The 25,010-nt window shown below is 69.6% G+C and carries 23 protein-coding genes and 1 riboswitch; of the genes, 12 read left to right on the top strand and 11 right to left on the bottom strand.

From position 1 onward, the window contains the following. The first annotated feature begins 22 nt into the window (after positions 1 to 22). On the top strand, positions 23 to 1,066 hold the full coding sequence (locus ACZ5QD_RS18640; RefSeq protein WP_045540144.1) for an oxygenase MpaB family protein: 1,044 nt from the start codon (positions 23 to 25) through the stop codon (positions 1,064 to 1,066). A 76-nt stretch (positions 1,067 to 1,142) separates the two neighbouring features. On the opposite strand, the gene ACZ5QD_RS18635 is transcribed toward ACZ5QD_RS18640, so the two are convergent. From ACZ5QD_RS18635 to yczR, 3 genes are read right to left on the bottom strand one after another with little or no spacing between them, the layout of a single operon-like run. Next, entirely contained in the window at positions 1,143 to 2,447 is a 1,305-nt protein-coding gene (locus ACZ5QD_RS18635) for an MFS transporter (protein ID WP_062367381.1), read from the bottom strand. Beyond that, on the bottom strand, positions 2,447 to 3,169 hold the full coding sequence (gene pdxH, locus ACZ5QD_RS18630) for a pyridoxamine 5'-phosphate oxidase (RefSeq protein WP_006894598.1): 723 nt from the start codon (positions 3,167 to 3,169) through the stop codon (positions 2,447 to 2,449). The genes ACZ5QD_RS18635 and pdxH overlap by 1 nt, the downstream gene beginning before the upstream one ends. An 11-nt stretch (positions 3,170 to 3,180) precedes the next feature. After that, complete coding sequence (yczR, locus tag ACZ5QD_RS18625; RefSeq protein ID WP_039866708.1) at positions 3,181 to 4,662, bottom strand: MocR-like transcription factor YczR; 1,482 nt, start codon at positions 4,660 to 4,662, stop codon at positions 3,181 to 3,183. A gap of 60 nt (positions 4,663 to 4,722) precedes the next feature. Here yczR and yczE point away from each other — a divergent pair, with 60 nt between their 5' ends. Then, positions 4,723 to 5,499, top strand: coding sequence for a membrane protein YczE (yczE, locus tag ACZ5QD_RS18620; protein WP_231875717.1), 777 nt, complete (start codon positions 4,723 to 4,725; stop codon positions 5,497 to 5,499). 1,470 nt (positions 5,500 to 6,969) lie between these two features. On the opposite strand, the gene ACZ5QD_RS18615 is transcribed toward yczE, so the two are convergent. Next, entirely contained in the window at positions 6,970 to 7,905 is a 936-nt protein-coding gene (locus ACZ5QD_RS18615; protein WP_039866706.1) for an ABC transporter ATP-binding protein, read from the bottom strand. 106 nt (positions 7,906 to 8,011) lie between these two features. Here ACZ5QD_RS18615 and serC point away from each other — a divergent pair, with 106 nt between their 5' ends. The 3 genes from serC (at position 8,012) to ACZ5QD_RS18600 (ending at position 11,105) form a co-directional block, all read left to right on the top strand. Next, on the top strand, positions 8,012 to 9,145 hold the full coding sequence (serC, locus tag ACZ5QD_RS18610) for a phosphoserine transaminase (protein WP_006894593.1): 1,134 nt from the start codon (positions 8,012 to 8,014) through the stop codon (positions 9,143 to 9,145). Between the two features lie 116 nt (positions 9,146 to 9,261). Further along, positions 9,262 to 10,233: a septation protein SepH gene (sepH, locus tag ACZ5QD_RS18605; RefSeq protein WP_006894592.1), complete on the top strand. Its 972-nt coding sequence runs from the start codon at positions 9,262 to 9,264 to the stop codon at positions 10,231 to 10,233. Beyond that, a complete protein-coding gene (locus tag ACZ5QD_RS18600; RefSeq protein WP_231650283.1) occupies positions 10,233 to 11,105 on the top strand; it encodes a DUF6928 family protein in 873 nt (290 codons plus the stop codon). The genes sepH and ACZ5QD_RS18600 overlap by 1 nt, the downstream gene beginning before the upstream one ends. 281 nt (positions 11,106 to 11,386) lie before the next feature. Here ACZ5QD_RS18600 and ACZ5QD_RS18595 read toward each other — a convergent pair whose 3' ends face one another. Beyond that, complete coding sequence (locus tag ACZ5QD_RS18595; RefSeq protein ID WP_006894589.1) at positions 11,387 to 12,250, bottom strand: TrmH family RNA methyltransferase; 864 nt, start codon at positions 12,248 to 12,250, stop codon at positions 11,387 to 11,389. Positions 12,251 to 12,325: 75 nt separating this feature from the next. Between ACZ5QD_RS18595 and ACZ5QD_RS18590 the strand changes: the two genes are divergently transcribed. After that, the gene (locus tag ACZ5QD_RS18590) at positions 12,326 to 13,558 is read left to right on the top strand and encodes a GNAT family N-acetyltransferase (protein ID WP_006894587.1); all 1,233 of its coding nucleotides are present in this window, start codon (positions 12,326 to 12,328) and stop codon (positions 13,556 to 13,558) included. Between the two features lie 4 nt (positions 13,559 to 13,562). On the opposite strand, the gene ACZ5QD_RS18585 is transcribed toward ACZ5QD_RS18590, so the two are convergent. Beyond that, complete coding sequence (locus ACZ5QD_RS18585) at positions 13,563 to 15,068, bottom strand: NCS2 family permease (RefSeq protein ID WP_006894586.1); 1,506 nt, start codon at positions 15,066 to 15,068, stop codon at positions 13,563 to 13,565. A gap of 97 nt (positions 15,069 to 15,165) precedes the next feature. On the opposite strand from ACZ5QD_RS18585, the gene ACZ5QD_RS18580 reads away from it, so the two are divergent. Then, a complete protein-coding gene (locus ACZ5QD_RS18580; RefSeq protein ID WP_006894584.1) occupies positions 15,166 to 15,420 on the top strand; it encodes a DUF2530 domain-containing protein in 255 nt (84 codons plus the stop codon). Here ACZ5QD_RS18580 and ACZ5QD_RS18575 read toward each other — a convergent pair. From ACZ5QD_RS18575 to ACZ5QD_RS18565, 3 genes are read right to left on the bottom strand one after another with little or no spacing between them, the layout of a single operon-like run. After that, on the bottom strand, positions 15,396 to 16,049 hold the full coding sequence (locus tag ACZ5QD_RS18575) for a phosphatase PAP2 family protein (RefSeq protein ID WP_006894582.1): 654 nt from the start codon (positions 16,047 to 16,049) through the stop codon (positions 15,396 to 15,398). The two genes, ACZ5QD_RS18580 and ACZ5QD_RS18575, sit on opposite strands and share 25 nt — an antisense overlap. 51 nt (positions 16,050 to 16,100) lie before the next feature. Beyond that, on the bottom strand, positions 16,101 to 18,893 hold the full coding sequence (locus ACZ5QD_RS18570; protein ID WP_464367003.1) for a sacsin N-terminal ATP-binding-like domain-containing protein: 2,793 nt from the start codon (positions 18,891 to 18,893) through the stop codon (positions 16,101 to 16,103). After that, positions 18,874 to 19,656 (bottom strand): DUF3027 domain-containing protein, encoded by a 783-nt coding sequence (locus ACZ5QD_RS18565; protein WP_039866704.1) that lies wholly within the window; start codon positions 19,654 to 19,656, stop codon positions 18,874 to 18,876. Before ACZ5QD_RS18565 ends, ACZ5QD_RS18570 begins: the two co-directional genes overlap by 20 nt. 142 nt (positions 19,657 to 19,798) lie before the next feature. On the opposite strand from ACZ5QD_RS18565, the gene ACZ5QD_RS18560 reads away from it, so the two are divergent. Together ACZ5QD_RS18560 and ACZ5QD_RS18555 are read left to right on the top strand one after the other, a co-directional pair. After that, positions 19,799 to 21,595, top strand: coding sequence for an MFS transporter (locus tag ACZ5QD_RS18560; protein ID WP_062367385.1), 1,797 nt, complete (start codon positions 19,799 to 19,801; stop codon positions 21,593 to 21,595). 78 nt (positions 21,596 to 21,673) lie between these two features. Then, positions 21,674 to 22,258 (top strand): DUF2771 family protein, encoded by a 585-nt coding sequence (locus ACZ5QD_RS18555; protein ID WP_039866702.1) that lies wholly within the window; start codon positions 21,674 to 21,676, stop codon positions 22,256 to 22,258. 22 nt (positions 22,259 to 22,280) lie between these two features. On the opposite strand, the gene ACZ5QD_RS18550 is transcribed toward ACZ5QD_RS18555, so the two are convergent. Continuing rightward, positions 22,281 to 22,700 carry a cold-shock protein gene (locus ACZ5QD_RS18550; protein WP_006894574.1) on the bottom strand — a complete coding sequence of 140 codons (420 nt, stop codon included), beginning with the start codon at positions 22,698 to 22,700 and terminating at the stop codon, positions 22,281 to 22,283. 116 nt (positions 22,701 to 22,816) lie between these two features. Between ACZ5QD_RS18550 and ACZ5QD_RS18545 the strand changes: the two genes are divergently transcribed. The 3 genes from ACZ5QD_RS18545 to ACZ5QD_RS18535 all read left to right on the top strand — a co-directional run bounded on the left by ACZ5QD_RS18545 (position 22,817) and on the right by ACZ5QD_RS18535 (position 24,650). Beyond that, positions 22,817 to 23,026 (top strand): hypothetical protein, encoded by a 210-nt coding sequence (locus ACZ5QD_RS18545; protein WP_006894572.1) that lies wholly within the window; start codon positions 22,817 to 22,819, stop codon positions 23,024 to 23,026. Then, positions 23,023 to 23,553, top strand: a complete 531-nt coding sequence (locus ACZ5QD_RS18540) for a flavin reductase family protein (RefSeq protein ID WP_346074704.1) — start codon at positions 23,023 to 23,025, stop codon at positions 23,551 to 23,553. The genes ACZ5QD_RS18545 and ACZ5QD_RS18540 overlap by 4 nt, the downstream gene beginning before the upstream one ends. A gap of 263 nt (positions 23,554 to 23,816) precedes the next feature. Then, a riboswitch (cyclic di-AMP (ydaO/yuaA leader) is annotated at positions 23,817 to 24,009 on the top strand. 8 nt (positions 24,010 to 24,017) lie between these two features. Further along, positions 24,018 to 24,650, top strand: coding sequence for a transglycosylase family protein (locus ACZ5QD_RS18535; RefSeq protein WP_006894567.1), 633 nt, complete (start codon positions 24,018 to 24,020; stop codon positions 24,648 to 24,650). 147 nt (positions 24,651 to 24,797) lie between these two features. Here the strand turns inward: ACZ5QD_RS18535 and ACZ5QD_RS18530 are convergent, their stop codons facing one another. After that, positions 24,798 to 24,980: a hypothetical protein gene (locus ACZ5QD_RS18530; protein WP_006894566.1), complete on the bottom strand. Its 183-nt coding sequence runs from the start codon at positions 24,978 to 24,980 to the stop codon at positions 24,798 to 24,800. Between the last annotated feature and the right edge of the window lie 30 nt (positions 24,981 to 25,010).

The following is a 25,010-nucleotide window of genomic DNA, read 5'->3' as shown; positions in this document are numbered from 1 at the left end:
GACGGATATTAACGTTTGTCTCATGACCCAGGTGGCAGCCCCGTCCGGCAGTGAGCGATTCGACGACAACGGCCGCGTCCCGGGCGCTCGATCCTCATCCGACATTCCGGCTCCGGGACCCGGCTCGGTCACCTGGCGCTACTTCGGAAGCTGGCGGGGGATGCTGATGGGCCTGTGGTCGGGCTCGATGCAGAACATGCACCCCAAGCTCGCCGCCGGAGTCTGGGATCACTCCGACTTCTTCGGCGAGCGCTGGGAACGCCTCATGCGCTCGCTCTACCCGATCAGCGGCGTCGTCTTCGACCAGACCCCGGAGACGGGCCGCGGCGTGCGCGACTACCACCTCACAATCAAAGGCACCATGGACAACGGCGAGCGCTATCACGCACTCGATCCCGACGTCTTCTACTGGGCGCACGCGACGTTCTGGTACGGGAACATCCGGTGCGCGGAGGCCTTCGGCCCACCGATCTCCGAGGCGGACAAGCGAGCGTTGTTCGAGGAGTCTCGTGGCTGGTACGCCCAGTACGGCGTCAGCATGCGTCCGTGCCCCGACACCTACGAGGAATTCCTCGAGTACTGGGACCACATGTGCCGGCATGTGCTCCGCGACCATGCCGCAGTGCGCACCGTCTTGGACATCTCGCAGCTGCCGCCTCCGCCCTGGATGCGCGCGTGGATGCCTATGTGGTTGTGGCGCAAGCAGATCCGAGTCATTGGGCGGTTCTTCATGTGGATCACCACCGGTCTGTACGACGAACCGGTCCGCGAGATGATGGAGTTGACGTGGACCCCCACCGACGAGCGCCGGTTCCGGCTCTTCGGGAAGGCGGTGAACGCGGTGATGGGGCTGCTGCCGCCGCGCTACGAGAGTCATCCCCGCCGCCGGGACGCCGTCGACCGACTGTCGGGCCGTGTCGCGGCCGACGCGCCGCTGCTGGAGAGCCCGCTTCGCAACCTTCCGCCGGAATCAGAACGGGGCAATCCCATCCACTACTGTCCGGTGCACGCCTCGCGCAGGGCCAACTTGCCGTGGCAGAGCAACGACGCGGCCCCGCGTCGGTAGTCGTCGCCTCCCGCTCACCGGGCCAGCGCGGCGATGATCGAGTTCCTGCGATCGCTCGACTGAACGTCCCCGGACATCACAGCTGACCCGTCGATACCCGGTACCGATAGAACACCGGCGCGGCCAGCGTCGCGACGACCGTGAAGATCACCACCAGCACACCGCCTCCGGCGAAGGTCGCAGCGGTCCCGGCCGCGGCTGCCGCGGCGCCGTGGGTCACGTCTGCGATGCGCGGGCCGCCCGCGACCACCACGATGAAGACGCCCTGCAGCCGGCCGCGGACGTCGTCGCTGGCCGCCGACTGCAGCATCGTCTGGCGGAACGCCGCCGACGCCATGTCCGCGGCACCGCCGATCATCAGGGCCAGCACCACGATCGGGAGGACGGGAAGCATGGAGCCGTGGGCGAACACCAACACCCCGCCCGCCACCGCGATCGAGACACCCCAGATCAGCACGCACACCACCACCGCGCGTCCCTGCCGCTGCACCCGCGACACCCAGCCAGACAGGACGCCGCCGACCACCGCGCCGAGCGGGATGGCGATGAACAGCAGCGCGAAGGCCACGCCGCCGTCGGACGGTCCACCGAAGCTCTCATGTGCGATCTGCGGGAACAGCGCGCGCGGCATCCCGAAGATCATGGCGATCAGGTCGATGACGAACGACATCAGGAGCACCGGGTGGCCCTTCAGGTACACCAGGCCGTCGACCACCGACCGGAAGCCGGCGGTGGGCCGCGCGGGCGGCGTACCGCCGTCGCCCGCGTCGGGGACGCCGTGCTCCGGCGGCAGCGGGGGCAGGCTCACCACCGCCCACAGGGTCGCGAACAGACAGACGGCGTCGACGAAGTACAGGGTCGAGAAGCCCAGAACCGGGATCAGCGCACCGCCGACCAGGGGTCCGGCGATGGCACCGGCCTGCATCACGGTCATGTTCAGCGAGTTCGCGGCGGGCAGTCGTTCGAGCGGCAGGATACGAGGCAGAACAGCTGTGCGCGTGGGCTGATTGACAGCGAAGAAGGCCTGCTGGAGCGCGAAGATCACCAGCAGGAGCCAGACATTGCCGACTCCGGCCGCCGCCTGTGCCCAGAAGGCCGCGGAGGTGACGATCAGGCCGACAGTGGTGACCATCAGGATGCGGCGCCTGTCGAAGGTGTCGGCGAGCGCCCCGCCCCACAACCCGAAGACCACCAGGGGGACGAGGCCGAAGACACCGCTGAGTCCGACGTACGCCGAGCTTCCGGTGATCGCGTACAACTGTGCGGGCACGGCGACGATGGTCAGTTGCGCACCGACCACCGTGATGATGTTGGCGGTCCAGAGCCGGCGGAAGTAGACGTTCTGCAGCGGCCGGGTATCGGCCAGGATTCCACGCGCCATCAGGGCTGGAGCCGCTCCAACCGCCAGCCGTCGGCGGTCCGGACGGCGCAGGCCCGGTTGTGCAACCGGTTGGCGCGCCCCTGCCAGAACTCGACGACGTCCGGCTCCAGGCGGTATCCGCCCCAGCCCGGCGGAACCGGTACCGGCTCCCCCTCGTCCGCACCGCCGAATCGTTCCGCGACCGCCGCCGCGGCCTCCTCCAGTTCCGCACGGGAGCCGATCGGCTGCGACTGCGCCGATGCGAACGCCGACAGCTGCGATCCGCGCGGCCGCGATTCCCAGTAGCGGCGGGTCTCCTCCGAGTCCACCTTCACCACGCGGCCGCGGAAGTGGACCTGGCGCTCCAGCGCGATCCACGGAAACGTCGCCGACGCATGGGGATTGGCAGCGATGGCCCGTCCCTTCTGCGAGTCGTAGCCGGTGAAGAAGACGATGCCCGCTTCGCTGACTCCCTTGCACAGCACGGTGCGCGTCGCCGGACGGCCCTGCGCATCGACGGTTCCCAGCACCATGGCGTTGGGTTCGGGGATGCGCGCGGCGATGGCTTCGGCCAGCCATGTCTCGAAGAGCGATAGCCAGGGCGGGTCCCCGGTCAGCCATGACGGATCGAGGTTCGCTCGCACTCCGTCGGCACCCGCCGCCCCGTCACCCGGACCGTCCGCACCCGACCCGTATCCGACTCGCATACTCGGCAGGTCTACCAGCTTCTTCACGCCCTGCATGCTACTTCCGATCACACCACCAGCCGATCCGGCAGTCCGTCGCCGCCCGGCACCGGCGCCGGCGCGTCGACTCCGGACACCGCCCGGTAGGCCCGACCGACCAGTTCGATCCCACGGACGAGCGTCTGGGCATCGAGCGTGTACGGGATCCTGATGTGGCCGTCGAAGCCGCCGAGCGGGCCGAACGAGCCGCCGGGGATCAGTCGGACGCCGAGTTCGGCCGCCGCCGCGGCCGTCGCGGTCGCCACCGGGCGGGGCAGCGCCACCCACAGGCAGAGACCGCCCACACCGCGCACCGGCACCGCGCCGGGCAGGTGCCGGCCGATCGCCCGCAACGCGGCCGCGCGTTGGGCGCGGAGCACCGCCCGGCGTGCGGGAAGGAAGGCGTCGAGATTCGCCAGTGCGTACTGAGCCGCGAACTGCTCCACCACCGCTCCCCCGAGGTCGGATTCGTAGCGAGCCAGCGCGTAGGCGTCCGGCCTGCCGTCGACGCGGATCCAGCCGACGCGCAGACCCGGCCAGACGGTCTTGCTGGCCGAACCGAGTGTGATGATCTGCGACCTGTGCCTCGGTCCCCGTGCGGAGGGAGCGAAGGCCGCCACCGGCGGCGGCGCACTCACGTCGAGCCCCAACTCCACCATCGTCTCGTCGACGATCACCGGCACCCGGTGACGCGCGGAGATCTCGGCGAGGCGCAGGCGCCCGGCCTCGTCGAGCAGCAGTCCGGTGGGATTGTGGAAATCGGGAATGGCGAAGATCAGGCGCGGTTGCTGCAACCGGACCACCGATTCGAGCTGGTCGAGGTCCCAGCCATAGGTGGGATGCAGTCCCACCGTGACCGGCCGGGCACGATGCCGGGCGAGGGCCAGGATGGTCCCGTGATGAGTCGGCTGCTCGAGCAGGACGCGATCACCCGGCGCGACGTGGACGTCGAGCACCAGGCGCAACGCGTGCTGAGCGCCGGAGGTGACGAGGATCTGATCAGGCGTGGTCGGCAGACCGCGCGCGGTGTACCTCTCGGCGATCGTCTCCGCGAGTGCACGCAGGCCGTTGGGATACAGCCCGGTTCCGGCGAGGTAGCCCGGCGCGCATTCGAGTGCATGGCGGAATCCGTCGTGAACGATCTGTTCGGGAGCGGTCGGCGCGGCGATGTTGAGCTTGATCATGTCGGCTTCGGCCCCGAGATCGATCGGCTCCGGCGGCACCTGCACCGGCAGGGTGAGCACACTGCGCGCCCCCTGCCGCGACTGCAGATGGCCGCCGTCGCGCAGCGCCGCGTAGGCCGCCGCCACCGTCGTGCGCGAGACGTTCAGCGCCTGCGCGAGGGTGCGTTCACTCGGCAGCGCGGTGCCGACCGGAACACGTCCGTCGAGCACCAGCATCCGCAGCGCGTCCGCAAGCGCCTGATAGCCGGGCCGCGGACCGTCCGGGCGCCAGGCCCCGAGATGTCGTGCCAGTGCGGCCGCACCGATTGCGCCGGTAGGAGTGATCACAAGTCCAGTATTCCGCAACTGGCTATGGATTCAATGGCCAGTTTCGGCCACGGTGGTCTCATGTTCAAGAGACTCCTCGCACTCGCCGTCGGCCTCGTGCTCTACGGCGCTTCGATGGCGATGATCCTGCACGCCGGACTCGGCAACATCCCCTGGGACGTCCTGCATCAGGGAATCGCCGACCAGGTGGGCCTCTCGATCGGCACGGTGTCGATCATCGTCGGTGCGGTGGTCCTGCTCGCATGGCTTCCGCTCCGACAACGGCCCGGCGTGGGCACCGTGGCGAACGTGGTGGTCCTCGGCCTGACCTTCGACGCGGTCTCCCCCTACCTGCCCGACCGGCCCGGGCTCGCGGTCGCGGTCCCCATGATGCTGGGCGGCATCGTCCTCAACGGCTTCGCCACCGCGCTGTACATCGGCGCACGGCTCGGCCCCGGGCCGCGCGACGGCCTGATGACCGGGATCGTTGCGCGGACGGGATGGTCGGTGCGCGTGGTCCGAACCGTCCTGGAAGTCGCAGTGGTGGCGGTCGGGTTCGCTCTCGGCGGCACCCTCGGGGTCGGCACCGTGCTCTACGCGGTGGCAGTCGGTCCGCTCATCCAACTGTTCGCCCGGCTGATGCGCGTCGATCGCGCGGTGGCCGGCGAGACCCGCGTCACGGACGCGGCCCACACCTCTGCCGCAGGTCTGCCCAATTCTTCAGAACCCGCTATTGCCCCAGATCCCGCCGCTCCCAGAGCGCCGCGGCGGCGACCACGAAGGCCGCTGCGGCGAGCGCCGGGATCACGAGCGGCAGCGCCTGGACCGATTGCAGCGGAATCTGGGGAACGTGCGTGAACGGCGACACGTCGCGCACCCACTGCGGCAGGCCGAGCATCCCGCCGAAGGGGCCCAGCAGCCACGAGGCGATGAGGATCGGCCAGCCGACCACGGCGAGCCGTCCCCGGGCGCCGTACAGCAGCACGGCCAGCGACATGGTCGCCGCGGCCGCCGGGACCGAAGCCGCCGCCATCGGGAATGCGACCTCCGCCGTGCTCCCCCATCCCGCGCCGGAGAGTCCGGCGCCGAGGAGGACCGATGCCGGCGCCGCCGCCATCACGATCACCACGGTGACACCGATGACACCCGCCTGGGTCCAGAAGTAGCGTCGCCGGGACACCGGGGTGGCGAGCAGCACCTCGAGGCGACCGCTCACTTCCTCCGACCGCCATTTGGTGAGCAGCGAGACGCCCGCACCCACCGCCGCTACCGCGAGGAACCCGGTCATCGTCGACAGGAAGACCTGTTTCAGTGTGCCCGCCGCTCCGGACGACTCGAGGAAGTCGGTGATCGCCTTGTTGGTACCCGCGAACTGATCCACCTGATCGGTGATGACGCCGACCGTGACGCCGTACACCGCGACGCCGCCGATCCAGGCCGCCGCCGTCGAACGGCTCTGCCGCCACGCGAGAGCCAGCGGCGACCGCAAGTGCGGTCCGGTCGCCGGGCCGGGTCTGGCGGCGAGCAGCCCCGCCCCCAGGTCGCGGCGCCTGCGGACCACCGGAGCCAGCGCGAGACCTGCGACGAACGCCGCGACGGAGGCCAGCGCCGGCCAGAAACTGTTGCCGTCGAAGGGCTCGATCGCCTCGGCCCAGCCGACCGGGTTCGTCCATCTCAACCAGGCCGCGGCGGGCACCGTGTCGGCGACGCCGCGCAGGACGTATCCGGCGAGCACCACGCCGGACGCGGCGAGATTCGCCGAATGGGCCGAGGGGAACACCTCGGCGGCGACCAGCGCCAGGCCGGCGGCGGCCAGACCGGTCGAGGCGTATTGCGCGAACACCGCGAGCAGCGACACCGGGTCCGCGCCGTCGACGGTGAGCAGGCTCGCCGCCATCGCCGCGGACACGACGAGCACGAAACCGACGACGACGCTCACCGCGGCGACGGCGGGAGCCACCGGTCCGACCGACCCGGCCAGGACCAACTCGGTGCGTCCCTCTTCCTCCTCCTTGCGGGTCAGCCGAACCACCGCCATCGCGGCACAGACGCCGAGCGCGGCGATCATGAACAGTCCCGCCCGCCACGACGCCAGCGCCGCCAGAGAGTCGTCTCCGGGAACACTTCCCAAGAGGAACCGGAACGCCGCATTGGTCCCCGCGACCGTCCGCAGGCTCTGCTGCTGAGCGGGATCGCCGGCGAGATTCTGGATCATCGCGGCGGTCGACAGATTGATGGCCGCGAACAGCACCACTGTCACCGGGATGATCAGCCGCTCACGGCGCACGTCCATGCGCGCCAGCAGCGGCCAGCGCGTAGTCGGCGAAGTCATGCCCGCTCCCGGCTGCCGCGGACCGCGTCCTGATCGTCCTGATCGCGGTAGTTCTGCAGGAACAACTCCTCCAGGCTCGGCGGTTCGATCGCCAGCCGGGCGACCCCCGCGGCCGACAGCGCCGCGGTGACGGCGGGGAGGGCATCGTCGTCGACGGTGAAGGTCACGTCCCCGGAAGCCGTCGTGTCGAGATCGTGCACCCCCGGCACCGCGGACAGGTCGCTCGGACCGGGGAGGGTGGCCGTGACCCGCAACCGGCGCAGATGTCGCAGATCCTCGAGCCGGCCCGCCTGCACGGTCTTTCCCGCCCGGATGATCGTGACGGTGTTGCAGAGCTCCTCCACCTCGGAGAGCAGGTGCGACGACATCAGGACGGCCGCCCCGCGTGCGGCGCGCTCGGCAGCGCAGCGCATGAACTCGCGCGCCATCAGCGGGTCGAGCCCGGACGTCGGCTCGTCGAACACCAGCAGATCGGTGTCGGCCGCGAAGGCCGCGACGAGCGCCACTTTCTGCCGGTTCCCTTTGGAGTACGACCGCGCCTTCTTCGTCGGATCGAGTTCGAACCGCTCGATCAGTTCGTCGCGCGCGGGCGTGGCTGCCGGGTCCAGACCCCGCAGCCGCAGCAGGAGGTCGATCGACTCACCACCGCTGAGCTGCGGCCACAGCGTGACGTCGCCGGGCACATAGGCCAGCCGGCGGTGCACGGACACCGCATCGCGATGCGGGTCGGCACCGAAAAGCCGGACCTGCCCGCCGTCGTGGCGGAGCATGCCGAGCAGGATGCGGATGGTAGTAGATTTACCCGCGCCGTTCGGCCCCAGGAATCCGGCGATCTCGCCGGTCTCGACACTGAGGTCGAGCCCGTCGAGCGCGGTGAACCTGCCGAAGTTCTTCCGCAGACCTCGTACATCGATCACCTTCGACGTGTCCATTTCCTCACCTTCGACGAAACAGCGAAACGGTGTCCAGAGTCATCCTGCTCTTGCACGGCGCCCGCTGCTGCGCAATGCCGTGCTGGGCTGTCTTAGAATCGTCGTCATGACCGATACCGCGATCACGCTGCCCGCCGAACTCCTTCCCGCAGACGGCCGTTTCGGCTGCGGCCCGTCCAAGGTCCGCCCCGAGCAGCTGCAATCGCTGGTCGACACCGGCGCTTCGGTCTTCGGCACCAGCCACCGTCAGGCACCGGTCAAGAACGTCGTCGGCGCGGTCCGCGAGGGTCTGGCACAGCTGTTCTCGCTGCCGGAGGGCTACGAAGTCGTCCTCTCCAACGGCGGCACCACCGCGTTCTGGGACGCCGCGGCATTCGGCCTGATCCGCGAGCGCGCCCTCAATCTCACTTACGGCGAGTTCTCCTCCAAGTTCGCCACTGTGTCCAAGAAGGCCCCGTTCCTTCAGGATCCGAAGGTCGTCTCGACCGATCCCGGAACCGCACCCGACCCGGCTGCGCTGACCGCCGGCGACGTCGAAGGCGTCGACCTCATCGGCTGGGCGCAGAACGAGACCTCCACCGGCGTCGCGGTTCCCGTGGTCCGCCCGGCCGCCGCAGGCGATGCGCTGATCGCCATCGACGCCACCTCGGGTGCGGGCGGGCTGCCGGTCGACATCGCGCAGACCGACGTCTACTACTTCGCGCCGCAGAAGAGCTTCGCCTCCGACGGCGGGCTCTGGATCGCGATCATGAGCCCGGCCGCACTGGCTCGCATCGAGGAGATCAAGGAGTCGGGCCGCTGGTGCCCCGAGTTCCTGTCTCTGCCGACGGCGGTCGACAACAGCTCCAAGAACCAGACCTACAACACGCCCGCGCTCGGTTCGCTGTTGCTGCTGAAGAACCAGATCGAGTGGATGAACGACAACGGCGGTCTGGACTTCTGCACCGGCCGCACCGCCGACTCCAGCTCGCGGCTCTACAGCTGGGCCGAGGCCAGCGAGTTCGCGACTCCGTTCGCCGACGAGGCGCACCGCAGCCAGGTGGTCGGCACCATCGACTTCGCGGACTCGGTGGACGCCGCGGCCGTCGCCAAGACGCTGCGTGCCAACGGGGTCGTCGACACCGAGCCCTACCGCAAGCTCGGCCGCAACCAGCTGCGCATCGGCATGTTCCCGGCGATCGACCCCGAGGACGTCACCAAGTTGACCCAGTGCATCGACTACATCGTCGAGCGCCTCTGACCCGGATCGAAGATCTGATCTTCACAGAAGGGCCGCGTGTCCTCTCGCGCTCCGGCACAGAAATTCACTAGTGTTGAGTGCGGTATCCGCGTACCTGGTGACCGGAGGAGGAGTCGATGCGTGAACTGCACGCCGATCGCGCCGACTCAGACGGTGCGTTCATCGTCGTGATGGACCTCGACTCCGGCGAAGAGTTTCAGATCCCGATCGACAGCACGTTGCGCGCGCTCGTCCACCCGCCGGAATCGGTTGAGGCGGATGTCCCCGCCCAGTGCGAGTGCGCGTCGACCGACGCCGCCCGGCCCGAGTCGACCCCCTCCGGGCCCGCTCAGTCGGTGGCCGACCAGCCGACCGATGCGCAGGCGACGTTGTCGCTGACGCCCCGGGAGATCCAGGCTCGTGTCCGGTCCGGTGCCAGCGTCGAAGAACTCGCCGCCGCCACCGGGGTCGGAGTCGAGAAGATCAATCGGTTCGCGCATCCGGTGATCCTGGAACGGAGCCGGGCCGCGGAACTCGCGCGCGCCTCGCATCCGATGGGGGTGGACGGTCCCGTCGCAGGCACACTCGGCGAAATGGTGGCCGAATGCCTTGTGCTGCGCGGACATTCACCACAGAACGCCGAATGGGACGCGTGGCGCACGGAGTCGGGTCAGTGGGTGGTCCAGGTGTCGCCGGAACCGGGCTCGGACCTCTTCGCACACTGGCGCTTCGTGCCCGGTTCGCACGGCGGGACCACCGACCCGATGGACGATCTGGCCGTCGAGCTGACCGAACCGGAACTGGCGCGCAGCAGCCGCAGGCCCACAGTGCAGGCGGTACCGAAGCCTCCGGCCCACGAGGTGGCGCCCGACGGGCACGAATACGTCACGGTGGATGCCGACGACCTCACCGGACGGCAGAGTCACCGACGGGACCCGTTCGGAGAGGTCCTCGATCTGCGGTACGACGACGAGCGTCGAGTGGAGGCATCGACGCCGCAGGAGGAGAGGGAGTCGACGGCACCGCGGCACCGCGGCAAGCGTGCGACACCCACCGTGCCGGCGTGGGAGGACGTACTGCTCGGCGTCCGAAGCCACCCGAACGACTGATGCGACTTGGAGACTCGGTGCTGCCGAACATATCTGCCCTCTGGTTCATCGCCTGCCCCGATCCGGCGGCGGAGTTGGCCGGCGGCGTGTACATCGATCCGGAGAAGACGGCGGACTTCATCGAGAAGGCCTTCGCCGACACCGAGATCACGCCCATCGGAACCTCCGATCTCGCGGCTGCCGTCGACGGCGCCGACAACCGGGTGTTCGCCGCGCACTTCGGCCGCCTGGCGGTGCTCGCGGGCGCCAGCCTTCGCACCACCGACCCCGACGAGCTGACCTCCTATCTCGAGGATCTCGGTGTCGGCCAGACCTGGGCTCTCGTCTCGCTCGACCCTGACACCGACACGGGATGTGTGGCCCGCTGGCAGGACGGTGAACTGCAGCGCGCCTTCGTCGGCACGCCGACGGTTATCCGCACCGACGTGGGGCTGCCGTATCCGTTCGAAGGGCCGTTCTGGGCGGGCGATCACCCGCAGGCCGCCGCCGAACACGATCCGCTCGCGCTGCCCTTCCATCCCGGCGAACTCGCGGACGCCGCACACGGCGCCTGGTTCGGCTTCAGTTTCCACGGCGACACATCGTCGGCCGTCGACCCCGCGCGCATTCCCGTCACCGTCTACCGCGTCGGGCCCGACGACGGATTCGACAACGTGATCGAATCATCGGTGCCCCTCCGCGCGGACGCCCCGACCGAGCCGCATCACGCGCACGCCGCTCCGGAGGGGTCGACCGAGGAGACCGAGCCGATCCAGCGGATTCCCGCGCCGGTCGCGACCCCGGAACCGCTGTCGGAGCAGCAACCGGACTCCCCGCCCGCGCGCACTCCCGGACCGATCTCCCGCTATTTCGGCTTCCGCGGTCGTCTGTGACGGCCGTCGACGCCGGTTGAGCGAATACCGCCCCCGCCGCTGGTTGAGCGAGCGAAGCGAGTCGAAACCGGCTCGCGTTGGTTTCGACTCGCTGCGCTCGCTCAACCAGCCTGGGAGGGAACCGGCTCGCGTTGGTTTCGACTCGCTGCGCTCGCTCAACCAGCCTGGGAGGGAACCGACATGCGTCGGCTTCGACTCGCTACGCTCGCTCAACCAGCCTGGGAGGGTTTCGACTCGCTGCGGCTCGCTCAGCCAGCGGGCGGGAACACCATCGGCACAGGTCAGCGGGCGCGCTCGTAGAAGGCCACCGCCGCCGCGGTCGCGACGTTCAGCGAATCGGTGCCCCGGCTCATCGGGATCCGCGCGCGGACGTCGCAGCGTCGCATCGTGTGTTCGGCCAGGCCGGGGCCCTCGGCCCCGACCAGGAAGGCCACCCTGTCGTCGGTGACCGCCTCGGCGAGGGGGACGCTGCCCTCGCCGGGAGTCAGTGCCACCGTGGTGAATCCGGCCGACCGCAGCAGGTCCAGGTCGGCCGGCCACGCCTGCGAGCGAGCGAAGGGCACGAGAAGCGCATGCCCCATCGACACGCGCACGCACCGTCGGTACAGGGGGTCGGCGCACCCGGTCCCGAAGATCACCGCGTCCACGCCGAGGCCCGCGGCGTTGCGGAAGATGCTGCCGATGTTCTCGTGATCGTTGACGCCCTCCAGGACGGCGACGGTGCGCGCGTTCTCGATCACCTCGGGCACCGAGAGTTCGACGGGCCGCCGGGCTGCGGCGAGGACGCCGCGATTGAGGTGGAAGCCGATCACCTCGGCCATCACCTCGGCGCTCGCACGGTAGAACGGCACCCCGGCCAGCGCCGGGTTTTCGAGGTCCGAGGCCAGTTCGTCGAGCCGGCGGTCGACGCCGAAGAAGGCATGCGGTGAAAACCTCGAGGCGATCATCCGCTGCGCCACCAGCACTCCCTCCGCGATCACAAGCCCCTTCCCCACCCGGCCGCCGGGCAGCGCGGGTACATCCGGGCGGCGGTCCACCGAGTTGAGGTCCCGGAAGTCGTCGATCCGCGGATCGGACGGGTCGACGATGTCGATGACGTCCACGGCGAGGTGGTCGGTCGGCCGGACTGCGTCTGTCGAGGTCACCAGTCAACGGTGCCACATCGTGGCCGGTCAGCGGTGCTCTGCACCGGCGTCGGTGAGCTTTGGCACACTGGACGGGTGAACAATTCGTCGTCTGACGCTGCCGATCCGCTCTCGCTCGAACGCCCCAGGGGCACCGACTGGCCGGAGATCCTCGAGATCGACGCCCGTGCGTTCGCCCTGCCGAAGCCGCTGCCCGCCGACGAGATGATCGAGTTCCGCAACCGGGCGGGTGAGGGCGACACCGTCATCATCCGCGACACCGGCTCCGACGGACGTCCGATCGTCGCCGTCTCGTTGTACTTCCCCGTGCCGCTCACCGTCCCCGGCGGCGAGTCGGCCACCACGGCCGGACTGTCGTGGGTCTCGGTGTCGGCCACCCATCGGCGCCGCGGTCTGCTGCGGCGGATGATCACCGAGCAGTACCGGACCTGGCGCGAACGCGAGTTCCCCCTCGCCACGCTCACCGCGTCGGAGGGCGGCATCTACGAACGCTTCGGTTTCGGGCCCGCGATCTTCTCTCATCGCGTCCGCGTGACTCCCGCGTCCGCGCAGTTCCGCACTCCCCCGCCGGCCGATTCCCGGGTCCGCTACGGCAACAGCGAGCAGGTGGTCCGGCACGTCCCCGAGGTCCATCGCCGCTGGGCCGCAGGGCGCAACGGCGCGATCACCCGCCCGGAGACCTGGTGGCCGTCGATCATCGCCGACCGTGCCTTCCGCCGGAACTCGCAGACCAGCGGCCTGCACTATCTACTGCACGCCGACGGCTATGCGGCCTACCGGATCGATGCCCGCGACAAGACCGCGATCGTCGAGGACTTCGTCGCCGCCACGCCGGAGGCACACACCGACCTGTGGCGCGTCCTGTCGAGCCTGGACCTGGTCTCGGCCGTGACGGCGTCCATCCCGGTCGACGACCCGCTGCCGCACAAGCTGGTGAACGCGCGAGCCCTCGAGGTGCAGGGACGGGCGGACGAGCTGTGGGTGTCGATCCTCGACGTCGTCGCCGCCCTGGAACTGCGCACCTACGGCGCAGACGGCGACCTGGTCCTGGACGTGACCGACGGTTTCGGCGACCGTGCGGGACGCTACCGGCTGACGGTCGCCGATGCCCGTGCGACGGTGACGCGCACCGACGACGCCCCGCAGGCCGGCATCGACATCGCCACGCTCTCGAGCGTCTACCTCGGGGGTGTCGGCGTCCGCGAGATGGCCGCCGCCGGACGGATCGACGCGGATCCGGAGGTCGTAGCGCAGCTGGCGGCGATGTTCGCCGTCGACGAGGCGCCGTTCGCGGGCACGTTCTTCTGACGCGTCAGCCCGAGATCAGATCGGAGATCGGCCCTCTCGCGAAGTAGAGCAGGAACAGGACCGCCACCACGTACAGCAGCGGATGCATCCGGCGCCACTGTCCCCGCGCCGCTCCGAGCACCACCCAGCTGATGAAGCCGACGCCGATGCCGTTGGCGATCGAGTAGGTGAACGGCATGGTGACGATGGTCAGAAAGGCCGGGAGCGCGAGCTCGAACCGGGTGAAATCGATGTCCCTGATCTGGCCCATCATCATCGCGCCGACGACCACCAGCACGGGTGCGACAGCTTCCATCGGCACCACGCTGTACAGCGGGGTGAAGAACATCGCCGCCAGGAAGAGCACACCGGTCACGATGTTCGCGAATCCCGTGCGCGCGCCCTCGGCGATGCCCGCCGACGACTCGACCAGCACGGTGTTCGACGACGCGGACGACGCGCCGCCGACGATGGCGCCCGTACCCTCGATCATCAGCGCCCGTCCGATGCCCGGGAGATTGCCGTCCTTGTCCGCGAGACCGCCCTCCTTGCCGAGACCGGTCATCGTGCCCATAGCGTCGAAGAAGTTCGACAGCAGCAGGGTGAACAGGAAGACGCAGGCGATCAGAACGCTGACATCGTCGAACTGTCCGGTGAACGCGCCGAACAGGTCCACATCGCCCACGAGGGACAGGTCCGGCAGTCCGCCGATGCCGCTCGGGAGTTTGGGAACGTTCATCGCCCAGCCCCCGTGGCCTTCGGACGCCGGTCCGAGATGCATCACGGCCTCGACGATGATCGAGACCACGGTCATCACGATGATCCCGAGCAGCAGTCCGCCGGGCACCTTCCGCACCACCAGGACCGCCATCAGCAGGACGCCGACGACGAAGACGACCGTCGGCACGGTGCCGATCGACCCGTCGTGCCCCAGCTGGACCGGCGGGGCGCCGGCAGCCTCCGGCCGGGTCACGAAGCCTGCGTTGATGAAACCGATGAAGGCGATGAACGCGCCGATGCCCGCAGCGATCGCCGATTTGAGTTCGGCCGGCACGGCGTTGAAGACGGCGGTCCGGACACCGGTGAGGCCGAGCAGCACGATGATGACACCGTCGATCACCACCAGGCCCATCGCCGCCGGCCAACTCATCTGCGGCGCGATCGTCACCGCCAGCAGGCTGCTGATCCCGATGCCGGCCGCCAGGCCGAACGGATAGTTGGCGACCAGGCCGAAGACGATGGACATCACACCCGCGGCCAGTGCCACCACGGCGGCCACCTGAAGCATCGGGAGCACGTTGCCGAGGGAGTCGGCGTTGATCGGTTTCCCGGGGACACCGCCGATGATGATCGGCGTCAGGACGACGATGTACGCCATCGTGAAGAACGTGACCAGTCCGCCGCGCACTTCCCGGGCCACCGTCGAACCGCGCTCGCGGATCTTGAAGTACCGATCCAGCACGGACTGCGACGTCTTCGCCGTGTCGGTGCCGTTCGCCTCCTGCGGTTCGTTGTCGGCCGGATCGGTCATCGGCGGGCCTCTCACTGTCGGGCATTCAATGGACCGGATAATTGTTGCGCATGCGCCGCGCGCGAACCACCACGGGCGGGAAAGCTAGTCTGAACCCATGTCAGACGAGTCCGAGATCCCGCAACTCCCGGCCAGGCTCAGGGCACCCGAACCGGTCATCGTGGCCGGGATGCTGATCTGGACGGTGGCCACGTTGGTGGTGTGGCTCGGCGGTGTTGGTCCCGACAGCGCGCTGCCGGTGTGCCTGGTCGGGCTCGGCGTCGGTGTGCTCGGCACCGGCGTGGTACTCCTCCAGAAGGCCGCCGTGCGCCGCGGTTCCCGCGGCGCTCAGGAAGGGCTCGACGTGCGCTGATCCCTGGCGTTCTTCACCTGCTGATCGTGCTGGGCCTGTTGGGCCACCGAATTCGTCACCCGCTTGGTTCCCACCCGCAGCAGGGCGGGTCGCCGGACCAGTTGCGCATGGGCCACGAGACAGACGAGCAGCCATATCAGTCCGAACAACCAGCCGAAGACGACGTCGGAGGTCCAGTGGACGCCGAGGTACACCCGGCTGAGACCGATCACCGCGATCAGCGCGGGAATCCACAGCAGGATCAGCGGTCGCGCCCGCACGCGCGGATACAGCCGGTACAGGATGACGGCGGAGAGCCCGTACACGACGGTGCTGAGCATCGCGTGCCCAGAGGGGAACGACGCTCCCCCGACGTCGATGAGCCGGTCGGTGACCGGTGGTCTGGGTCTGGCGAACAAGAGCTTGAGCAGCACCATCAGCACGTAGCCGCTCAGGCTGCCGACCACGATGAGTGCCGAGAGGTCGATGCGGTTGCCCACCCACGCGAGCACCAGCACCCCGATGACCACCAGGACCACCGTCAGGGTGTCACCGAGGACGGTCAGGAACTGCATAACCGAGGTCAGCGGTTCGTGCCGGGAGTGCACCACCCAGTCGGTGATGCGTTCGTCGATCGGGAACTGCTGCACTACTGCCTCGCTGGTGTCTCTGGAGGGAACTCGTCGTTCGCGGCTCGCCGCTCACGGTACTGGCTCATCGTCCGCCCGCCCCCGACATCGGCTCAGATGCACCGTCCCGTCGTCGTCCACCCACAGGGGCACGCGCCGCCGGTCGTCGGTCTCACCGGTCACCGTGACATGGAGATCGTCGTGGAGCCGCACGCGGTGGGGCGCGGGCAGTCCGGCCGCCGCGGACAGCCGGACGGCGTCGGCGGAGTCGGGGTCGACGGACTCGCCGCCCTGGTCCGGGATCACCCGGTAGACCTCGGCCGCGGTAGGTGCATCGAGGAGATCGGCCAGCAGAGCGGCTGAATCGGCGTCGGGCGGGATCGCAGGCAGGACGGCGCGACCGGCGGGCACCACGCTCATCCACCACGGCGCCCCGACCACCACGGGATCGTCGGAGACTTCGCCGGAGACCGTCCGGGCGCCTCGGGGCGGTTCGACGTCGTCGACCGCGAACGCCCCGGAACGCACGGCACTGATCAGCGCGGCATGGGCACGGACTGCGACGCCGGGTGCGACCGTCCGTGCCGGATCGGCGAGCCTTGCCAGCCAGTCGGCCGCGTCGTCGGCGTCGTCCGGCTCACCGGCGGCGAGGAGTCCGGCGGCCGCCACGGGCACCTCGACGGGGTCGAACAGCCCGCGCAGCGACGTCTCGTCGACCGATCGGAGACCCCGTAGCGCCGTGCCGTCGATCTCGGCGTATCGCCGCAGCCACCACCGCGTGTACCCGCCGGTCAGCGCGGACGCGGTGTCGGGGTCGTCGGCCAGCAGCGCGAGAGCGGCCGGCCACTGCCGAGGGTCGACGAGGTCCAGGTCGCGAACGGCGATCAGTTCTTCGGGCGGCACCTCGTGCTCCTCCCACCATCGCTCCTCGTCGGGCAGGTCGTGATCCGGCGCGACGGGCGCGTCGTCGCGCACGAGCGTGAATCCCCATCCGACGCCGAGTCGGCGCAGAGCCGTCGGCCCGTACGTCTCGACCACCGAATCGGCGACGGTTCCGAACGGAGAGTCGTCGACCAGCACCTGCGCCAGCGGGCTGTCGGGCAGCAGGAGTTCGTCCGCCGGCCACCGCTCGCCGTCGGCTCCGAGCAGTTCCAGACCGCCGAGTTCGGCCGGCGCGCGACCGGCGTCGGGCAGTCCGAGGATCCTGAGCACCACGTCGGTCACGGCGTCCGGGTCGGCAGCGCGGTCGTCGGAATCGGGGCCGGCGTCGAGCTCCGCGATCAGCTCGGGCAGCGCCAGCGCCGCCGCGGGCGAGATGCGCGTGAGTCCGAGGCGGTCCAGGAGCGGGTCGTAGGCGGCGGGATCGACGGTCGGCACCCAGCTCGGGACGGGCGGATCGTCGAGCCCGTCCAGCCCGTCGATGAGAAAGAGCCCGCGGCACCCGACGTTCATGCGGCCGTCGGTGCGCGGAACCGGCAGCGTTCCCAGTTCCTCGGCGGTCCGTGCGTCCGGGACCATCGGCGCCAGCGCCGCGTAGAGCCGCGACCACCATGCGGTGTCCTCGCCGCCGGCACCGGACAGCAGCTCGGCCAGATCGGCCAGGCCGAGGCGCCGAGCGCCCAACCCCACCAGCAGCGACGCCGTCACCCGGTCACTGACATCCGGATGCGCCAACGGTTCGAGAAGGTCGCCGAGCAGCGCCGCGAGGTCGGCCGTCAGGCCCGGGAGCACCCACGCCCGTTCGGGCGAGAGCGCCTCCCCGGTGGCAGACGGCAGCCACCGGGCAGTGCGCAGCCGGTCCCGGACCGCCTCCCGGAGCACCGCGTCCACCCGGCCCGATGCGAGCGCCGGCGGGGGAATCACCGCTTGCTTCTGGTCGTCGGGAACCAGTGCCGCGAGTTCGGGATAACCCGCGGCCGCCGCCTCGACGTCGGCGTCGGGATGCAGTTCCCGGCGATCGGGCGTCAACGGCAGGTCGGCGATCACGCGCGCGGGAAGGGTCAGTTCGATATCCGTGGCGTTGGGGCTGCGCAGCGCGTCGCCCGACAGCGGCCGTATCCGTCCGTCCCGGATCGGCACCAGCCATCGGGCGGTGGCGGCTCGCGCGATCAGCCAGCGCCGGTGCTCGGTGCCGTCGCGGGTGATGACGACGGTGTCGCCGTCGGCCAGACGCTCGTAACTCCGCCCGGCGACGTCGATCCGCGCGAGCGCCTCCAGTTCGAGCAGGAGGTCGGGCGCCTGGTGCTGCGCCGCCGACACGATCGCGGCCGCGGCCTCCTCGTCGGCCGTCTCCAGCACCACCTCGGTGTCGAATCCCGCAGCGGGCTGGGCCGCCGAGGGCCAGGCCAGTCGCTGCGCGGGGACCCGATCGAGATCCAGCTCCGAATCGGGATCGTCGATCAGCGCGCGGATCTGTCCGCGAGTCCGATCGGCGTCGAACTCGATCGATCCGCTGCGTGAGGCGAGGGTGACGCGCGCGGCGAGCGACGTGGCACGGAAACCCATGCCGAAGCGGCCGACGGTGGTCCCGCCGTGGATCAGCGGGCTCTTCGGCGACACGCGCAGCGCCGTGAGCGACCGGACTCCGGCGGCCGTCAGCGGCGCACCGGTGTTCGCGACGTGGACGGTGGCGCCGTCGGCCCACACCGTCACCCGGCCGTCGATGCCGGCCAGGCTCGCCGCGTCGGCCGCATTGGCCGCGAGCTCGGTGAAGAGGCGGTCGCGGTAACCGATCTCGAGAAGTTCCGCCTCGGCCGCAGCGTCCTCGGCCAGACGGGTGGGCGACGACAGCCAGCCCTGCAGGGTGCTCCGGCGCAGGTCCGCGGTCCCGAACGGATCCGCGGGATCAGTCTCCGGCCGGGGCATCGCTCGCCGGAACGGCCGGCAGCGTCACGACCTCGACGGCACCGTCGTCGAAGGCGTCGTAGGCCGGGCTGCCATTGCCCGGTGCGGGCCGTACGTCCGAATGCGCGCCGCAACCGTACTCCGCGGAGACCGCGCGGCCGTCGGCGGACAGCTCGTTGGCGCAGACGCCGAAGGCGCCGTGGAGCGCTCCGGCAAGGGGCAGGTAGAAACCACAGGTCCCGCACGAGTGCCGGGCGTTGCGGGCCATCGCCGAATCGGGACCGAATTCGCCGTCGTACCAGCGCTGGGCGGCGTCGGCGCGGCCCTCGAAGGAGAGCAGGCGCTTGCGTCCGAGGCCGATCTCCGCCGAGACCTGCCCCACCTGATCCCGGTCGATGGGATCGACGTCGAGGGTGTCGATCTGCCCGGGGACCAGCCGCGGATCGTCGGCGGGCGCGGCCAGCAGATCGCCGGGACCGAGATCGCCCGGCGCGACGCGATCCACCCAGGGAACCCATTCGGGGGCGAGCAGAGCGCCGTCGCCGGGGAGCAGGACGGTCTCGCTGACCGTCAGTTCCCTCGACTCGGGCGCACCCGCGACGACGACGCACCACTGCCAACCCCGGTAGCCGGGGACTTCGGCGGCGAAGTAGTGGGTGGCGGCGTACTCGCCCTCCGAGCGCGCCCCCAGATGCTCACCAGGCGTTTCGCCGTCGGCGATCAATGCTTCGCGCGCGAAGGCGACAGCATCCACCAGGGCGCCGTTCTCGAATGCAACACTCACCCTTCCAGTGTGCAATAGCGGCCCGGGGTAATGCACGTCAGGCACCTTTCGCAGACGATTCGCGGGATCGGCGAGGCACGCACGAAGCGTCGGGCGCCGCCTGTTCCCAGCCTTGTCCGCGTCATAGGGAACAATTGATGACGTGAATCCTCGTCAACCCGGTGACAACCGCCCCCACGGCGGTGACCGGCAGCAGTCTCCGCGGTCTCCGCGGCGGCCGGCGCCGCATCCCGGCCAGGCGAACTACCCGGCCGACCCGCGACCGCGCGTGCCCACCCGACCGTTCGAGTCCCGCGAACGTCCGGCCAGCGAGGGCTATCTGCCTCCGCGCACCCGGAACCCGCATCTGCCCCCGCTCGACCCGCAGACCGAACCCGTCGACCAGCCGACCACCCGGATCAAGCCGGAGGCCGGCGCGCAGGACCGTCGCCGCGGCACCGAATACGTTCCACCCGAGAAGGTCACGGTGGTCCGGGTCTTCGCGCGGCGGTCGAAGTACTTCACCGCCCGCGGCGTGAACATGGTGCATCGCGCGGCGACGGCCGACGGCGCCGACCGGTCCGGACTCACCGCGCTCACGCTGCCGGTGATCGCCAACAGCGCCGTCGACGCCGCGATGGCGGTCGCGCTGGCGAACACGCTGTTCTTCGCCGCGGCCACCGGCGAATCGAAGGTCAACGTCGGCCTGTACCTGGCTTTGACGATCGCACCGTTCGCGCTCATCGCACCGCTGATCGGGCCGCTTCTGGACCGGCTGCAGAACGGGCGGCGAATCGCGATGGCCGCGACCTTCGGCCTCCGCGCGGTCCTCGGGTTGCTCATCATCGTGAACTCCTCGTGGGACTCCTCATCCGGGCAGCTCACGTACAAGCCGTGGGTGCTCTATCCGTGCGCCCTCGGGCTCATGGTCCTGTCGAAATCGTTCGGGGTGCTCAAATCGGCCGTGGCACCGCGCGTGCTGCCGCCCTCGATCGATCTGCCCCGCGTCAACTCCCGGCTCACCACGTTCGGCCTGATCGGCGGCACCATCGTCGGCGGCGGCATCGCGGGCGCGCTCGAGATGGTGCTCGGCAAGTTCCTCCCCTTCCACGTTCCGGGCGCGATGATCTGGCTGGTGCTGGTCGCCGCGATGGGCGGCTACTACTGCATGAAGATCCCGTCGTGGGTGGAGGTGACCGAGGGCGAGGTCCCGACGACGATCACCTACCGCGGCAGTCCGGACGCCGAGGCCCCCACCGAGCGGGCCCACAAGCCGAGCCTCTCGAAGCGGTTGGCGGCCAAGATGCGCCAGCCGCTGGGCCGTTCGGTGGTGACCGGACTGTGGGGCAACGGAACCATCCGCATCCTGACCGGGTTTCTCACCCTGTACATCGCCTTCTACGCCAAGGCGCAGGACCACCTGGGTTCCGGCTGGGCGCAGCTGATGATGCTGGGTGCGGTGGGTGCCGCCGCCGGCGTCGGCAACGCCGCCGGAAACGGCCTCGGCACGCGGATCGAGCTGCGCAATCCCACCGCGATCGTCGTGTGGTCCACCGCGGCCACATTCGTCGGATGTCTGCTGGCCGCGATCTTCAACTCGCTGATCTTCGTCGTCGTCGCAGGCTTCATCGGCTCGGCGACCAGCGCCATCGCGAAGGTCTGCATGGACTCGAGCATCCAGGACGATCTACCGGAGGAGTCCCGGGCGTCCGCATTCGGCCGGTCGGAGACGGTGCTCCAACTCTGCTGGGTCTTCGGCGCCACCCTGGGTGTGCTCCTGCCCACCGAGCTGTGGATCGGCTTCACCGTGGTCACCGTGTTCGTCGGAATCGGTCTCGTCCAGACCTTCCTGACCAGCCGCGGTTCCACGATGGTGCCGGGCTTCGGCGGCCGCCGCCCCGATCACGCGGCCCCGACGATGCCGATCGAAGTGCCCGACCATCTGCGCGCACCGCGCTGAGCCGCGGCCGACACGCCCCTGATCGAGCCCGCACATCCCCCAGCCCCCGCCCCCTAACCGAAGGACGTATTCGACGTGATGCAACCGGGAGACAAGAAGGCCCTCGCGATCATCGGAGCCGTGGTGGTCGCGGCCCTGGTGATCATCGCCGGCGCCACCACGCTGCTCGTCCGGGGACACGAGAAGCCGCTGCCGACCATCTCGTTCCAGGCCGGCGACCACCTGACCCGGGCCGAACCGTCGTACTGGTGCTCGGTGAAGATGGACGACTGCCGACTCGTCGACCGGAACGGCAAGTTCAAGCTCCGCACCTACGACCACCCGGTCGCCATCGGCGAGCGGGTGACCCTGAGCGTTCCGAAGGAGATCTCAGACGGGCCGTGGACGCTCATCGCCGAATACGCGACACCACGGGGCATCGCACGCGTGATGTGGCTGCACCTGCCGGGCACCACTTTCACGCAGATTCTGCACAGCGAACCCGATCGGGTGCTGATGGGCGTGGAGGTGTCGTCGATCTCGGCGTACCGGGAGAAGACCCCCGGCCAGGACAACGACTCGCTCGACGTCGACCTGTCGATCCGCGGCACCTTCTCGATCCGGACTCTGCCGGTCGACTTCCGCATTCCGAACACCGCGACGCTGCCCGACCAGCGCGGCTAGCTCGGCCGGACGGAGGCCCGCCTCAGCGGTCGAGTTCGCGTGTGACGCCGCGGACGACCTCCGAGATCCGCTGGGCGGTCTTCCGGTCGGGATAGCGGCCGTTGCGCAGATCCGGCTGCACCTTGCCTTCGAGCAAGGTGATGAGATCGGCGATGAGCCCGTGCAGTTCGTCGGGCGAGAGACGCTTCGCGTCCCGCTCGCGGCGTGCCGCCTCGCGCGTGTTGCGCGCCACACTGGGCGCCGGTTCGAGGACCGTGACGCGCAGCGCCTGCGGGCCGCGGCGTCCCGCCGCCATGTCGAACTCCACCTTCTGTCCGACCTTCAGCTCCGAGACGTCCGAGGGCAGCGCGTTGGCCCGGACGTACACATCCTCGCCGTCGGTCTGCGACAGGAACCCGAAGCCCTTCGCGGAGTCGTACCACTTCACCCGGCCGGTCGGCACAGTGCTCACCTTCACAACTGATCTGGTCTGCCACAGACAAAAGCGCCTTGGCCCGATGGCAGTCCGAGCGGAGGCGCGCTGCAACAGATTCTAGCGTTCGGGCTACCGTTGACGCCATGCAGACCCAGAAGTCCTCACGCCTGCTCGGGGTCGCCGTCGTCATGTTCGGCATCGGGATGATCGCGAGCATCGCCCTGCTGTTCCCGGCGGTCCGGGACACCGGGACGGCCGTCGTCACGACCGTCTACGTTCTGGCCATGGGCGCACCGCTGGGATTGCTGCTCGGGATCGTGTTCGCCCTGCTGTCCGGCCGGCGCAGCCGGTGAACCGCATCGACCCGGACCGGCCGCTGCGGCCCGTCAGCGACGAGACCGAACTCAAACGAGCTTTCAGTTGCTTCCCGTCCGGCGTGGTGGCCGTGTGTCGCACAGGCGACGATCCCGGGGGCGACCCGATCGGGATGTCCGCCAGCGCCTTCACCACCGTCTCGCTCGATCCGCCGCTGGTGTCGGTGTGCGTCCGCAACGGCTCCACCACCTGGCCCGCACTGAGGGGCGGCACCGTCGGCGTGAGTGTCTTCGCCGCGCACCAGGGCGAAGTCTGCCGCAGGCTCGCGGGGCCGCCGGAGGACCGGTTCACCGGGGTACGCCCCATCGCCGACGACTCGGGCGCGGTCTTCATCCCCGGCGCCGCCGCCCACCTGGCATGCACGGTGTTCTCAGAGATCCCCGCGGGCGACCACCTCGTGGTGCTTCTGACCATCGACGCCCTGCGCTGCGACCCGAACGTCGAACCACTTGTCTTCCACGCCAGCAGCTTCCGCGCGCTCGAAGCTCGACGCGCGCAATCCTGACATACCGGCGTGTCGGAACTCTCAATCAGGATGTGACCTTTGTCACATAACAACCGGATAACGAACGGGATACGAGACGGGTATCAGTGCCGTGAGCAGCACGGACGTGCCACGACGCCCGATCGGCCGCTTCACACCACCTCAGAGCACCTCTTCGCATCAGATGTTCTCGCGGGCCCGACGACGTAGTGTTCATGACGGCCGCCACCCAGGCGACCACCCGAACGCCCGTTCCGCCGGTCGCGCCCAACCTCGCTCCGCCGGCAGGACACCCGCTGATGCAGTTTCAGGAGCGAGGACGGGGGACCCACAATCCTCCGGGAACCGGTCGATCACCTCGGTGGTCGGCCTTGGGGTTAAGCCCGGCAGACGTCGCACCCAGTGACGCGAGCCGGACCGGGCACCTCTCAGCCCGAACCCGACAGCTCACCTCGTAGGCGCGTGGAGAGAGGAAACGAAGACATATGTCCGGACGTCACTCGAAGCAGACGACCAATACCAAGACTTTCGCGAAGATCGCCCTCACGTCGGCCATCATCGGCGGCGGCGCGGCCCTGATGGGCGGCGGTCACGCCTCGGCAGCGACCGATTCCGAGTGGGATCAGGTCGCACAGTGCGAGTCCGGCGGCAACTGGGCCATCAACACCGGCAACGGCTACCAGGGCGGCCTGCAGTTCAGCCCGAGCACCTGGGCGGCCCACGGCGGCACCCAGTACGCACCGAGCGCCGACCAGGCCACCCGCGAGCAGCAGATCGCCGTCGGCGAGCGCGTTCTCGCCACCCAGGGCAAGGGCGCATGGCCCACCTGCGGCGGTCCCCTCTCGGGCCCCACCCAGCGCAGCGCCCCGGCCACCCCCAAGCCGGCCAACCCGCTCGCACCGAAGCAGCAGGACGCCCCGAAGACCGGCCTGGCCAAGTCTGCCGACGCCAAGAACACCGAAGAGGCCAAGCAGCAGATCGACAAGGTCGTCAACGACTCCAAGGTGAGCCCCGAGGTGCGCAGCGCCTGGAAGGCCGCCAAGGACTCCGGCTACCAGCTCACCCCGGACCAGCTGAAGCTGTACAACCAGAACAAGGGCCTGATCAACCTCCCCTGATCACCCGAGAAGTTCATCCGAGAAGACCTCCGCTTCGGCGGGGGTCTTCTCGCATTTTGCGACCGCCCCCGCACCGACGTGACACATGACGCACGAAAACCGGCCGGACCACACGGTCCGGCCGGTCTCGGCAGAGCTCAGGTCAGGTCAGCGGTTGACGACGGTCTTCGACTGGATGTACGGCAGGCTGTCGACGGGCTGCGGCAGCTCGTAGTAATCGCCGAACGGCGAGAGCGCACCCGCCAGGTGAGAGGTGAACTCCGTCACCGCGTGCTGCTCACCGATATCCGTCGGCCAACCGTTGTCCACGTATCCACTCTTCTTAGCCACGGCCTCATTGTGCCATGCCCGCTGAACCGG

This window comes from Gordonia sp. J1A (assembly GCF_055393515.1).
Note: the sequence above shows the minus strand (reverse complement) of the source record. Positions and strands in the feature narration are given on the sequence as shown.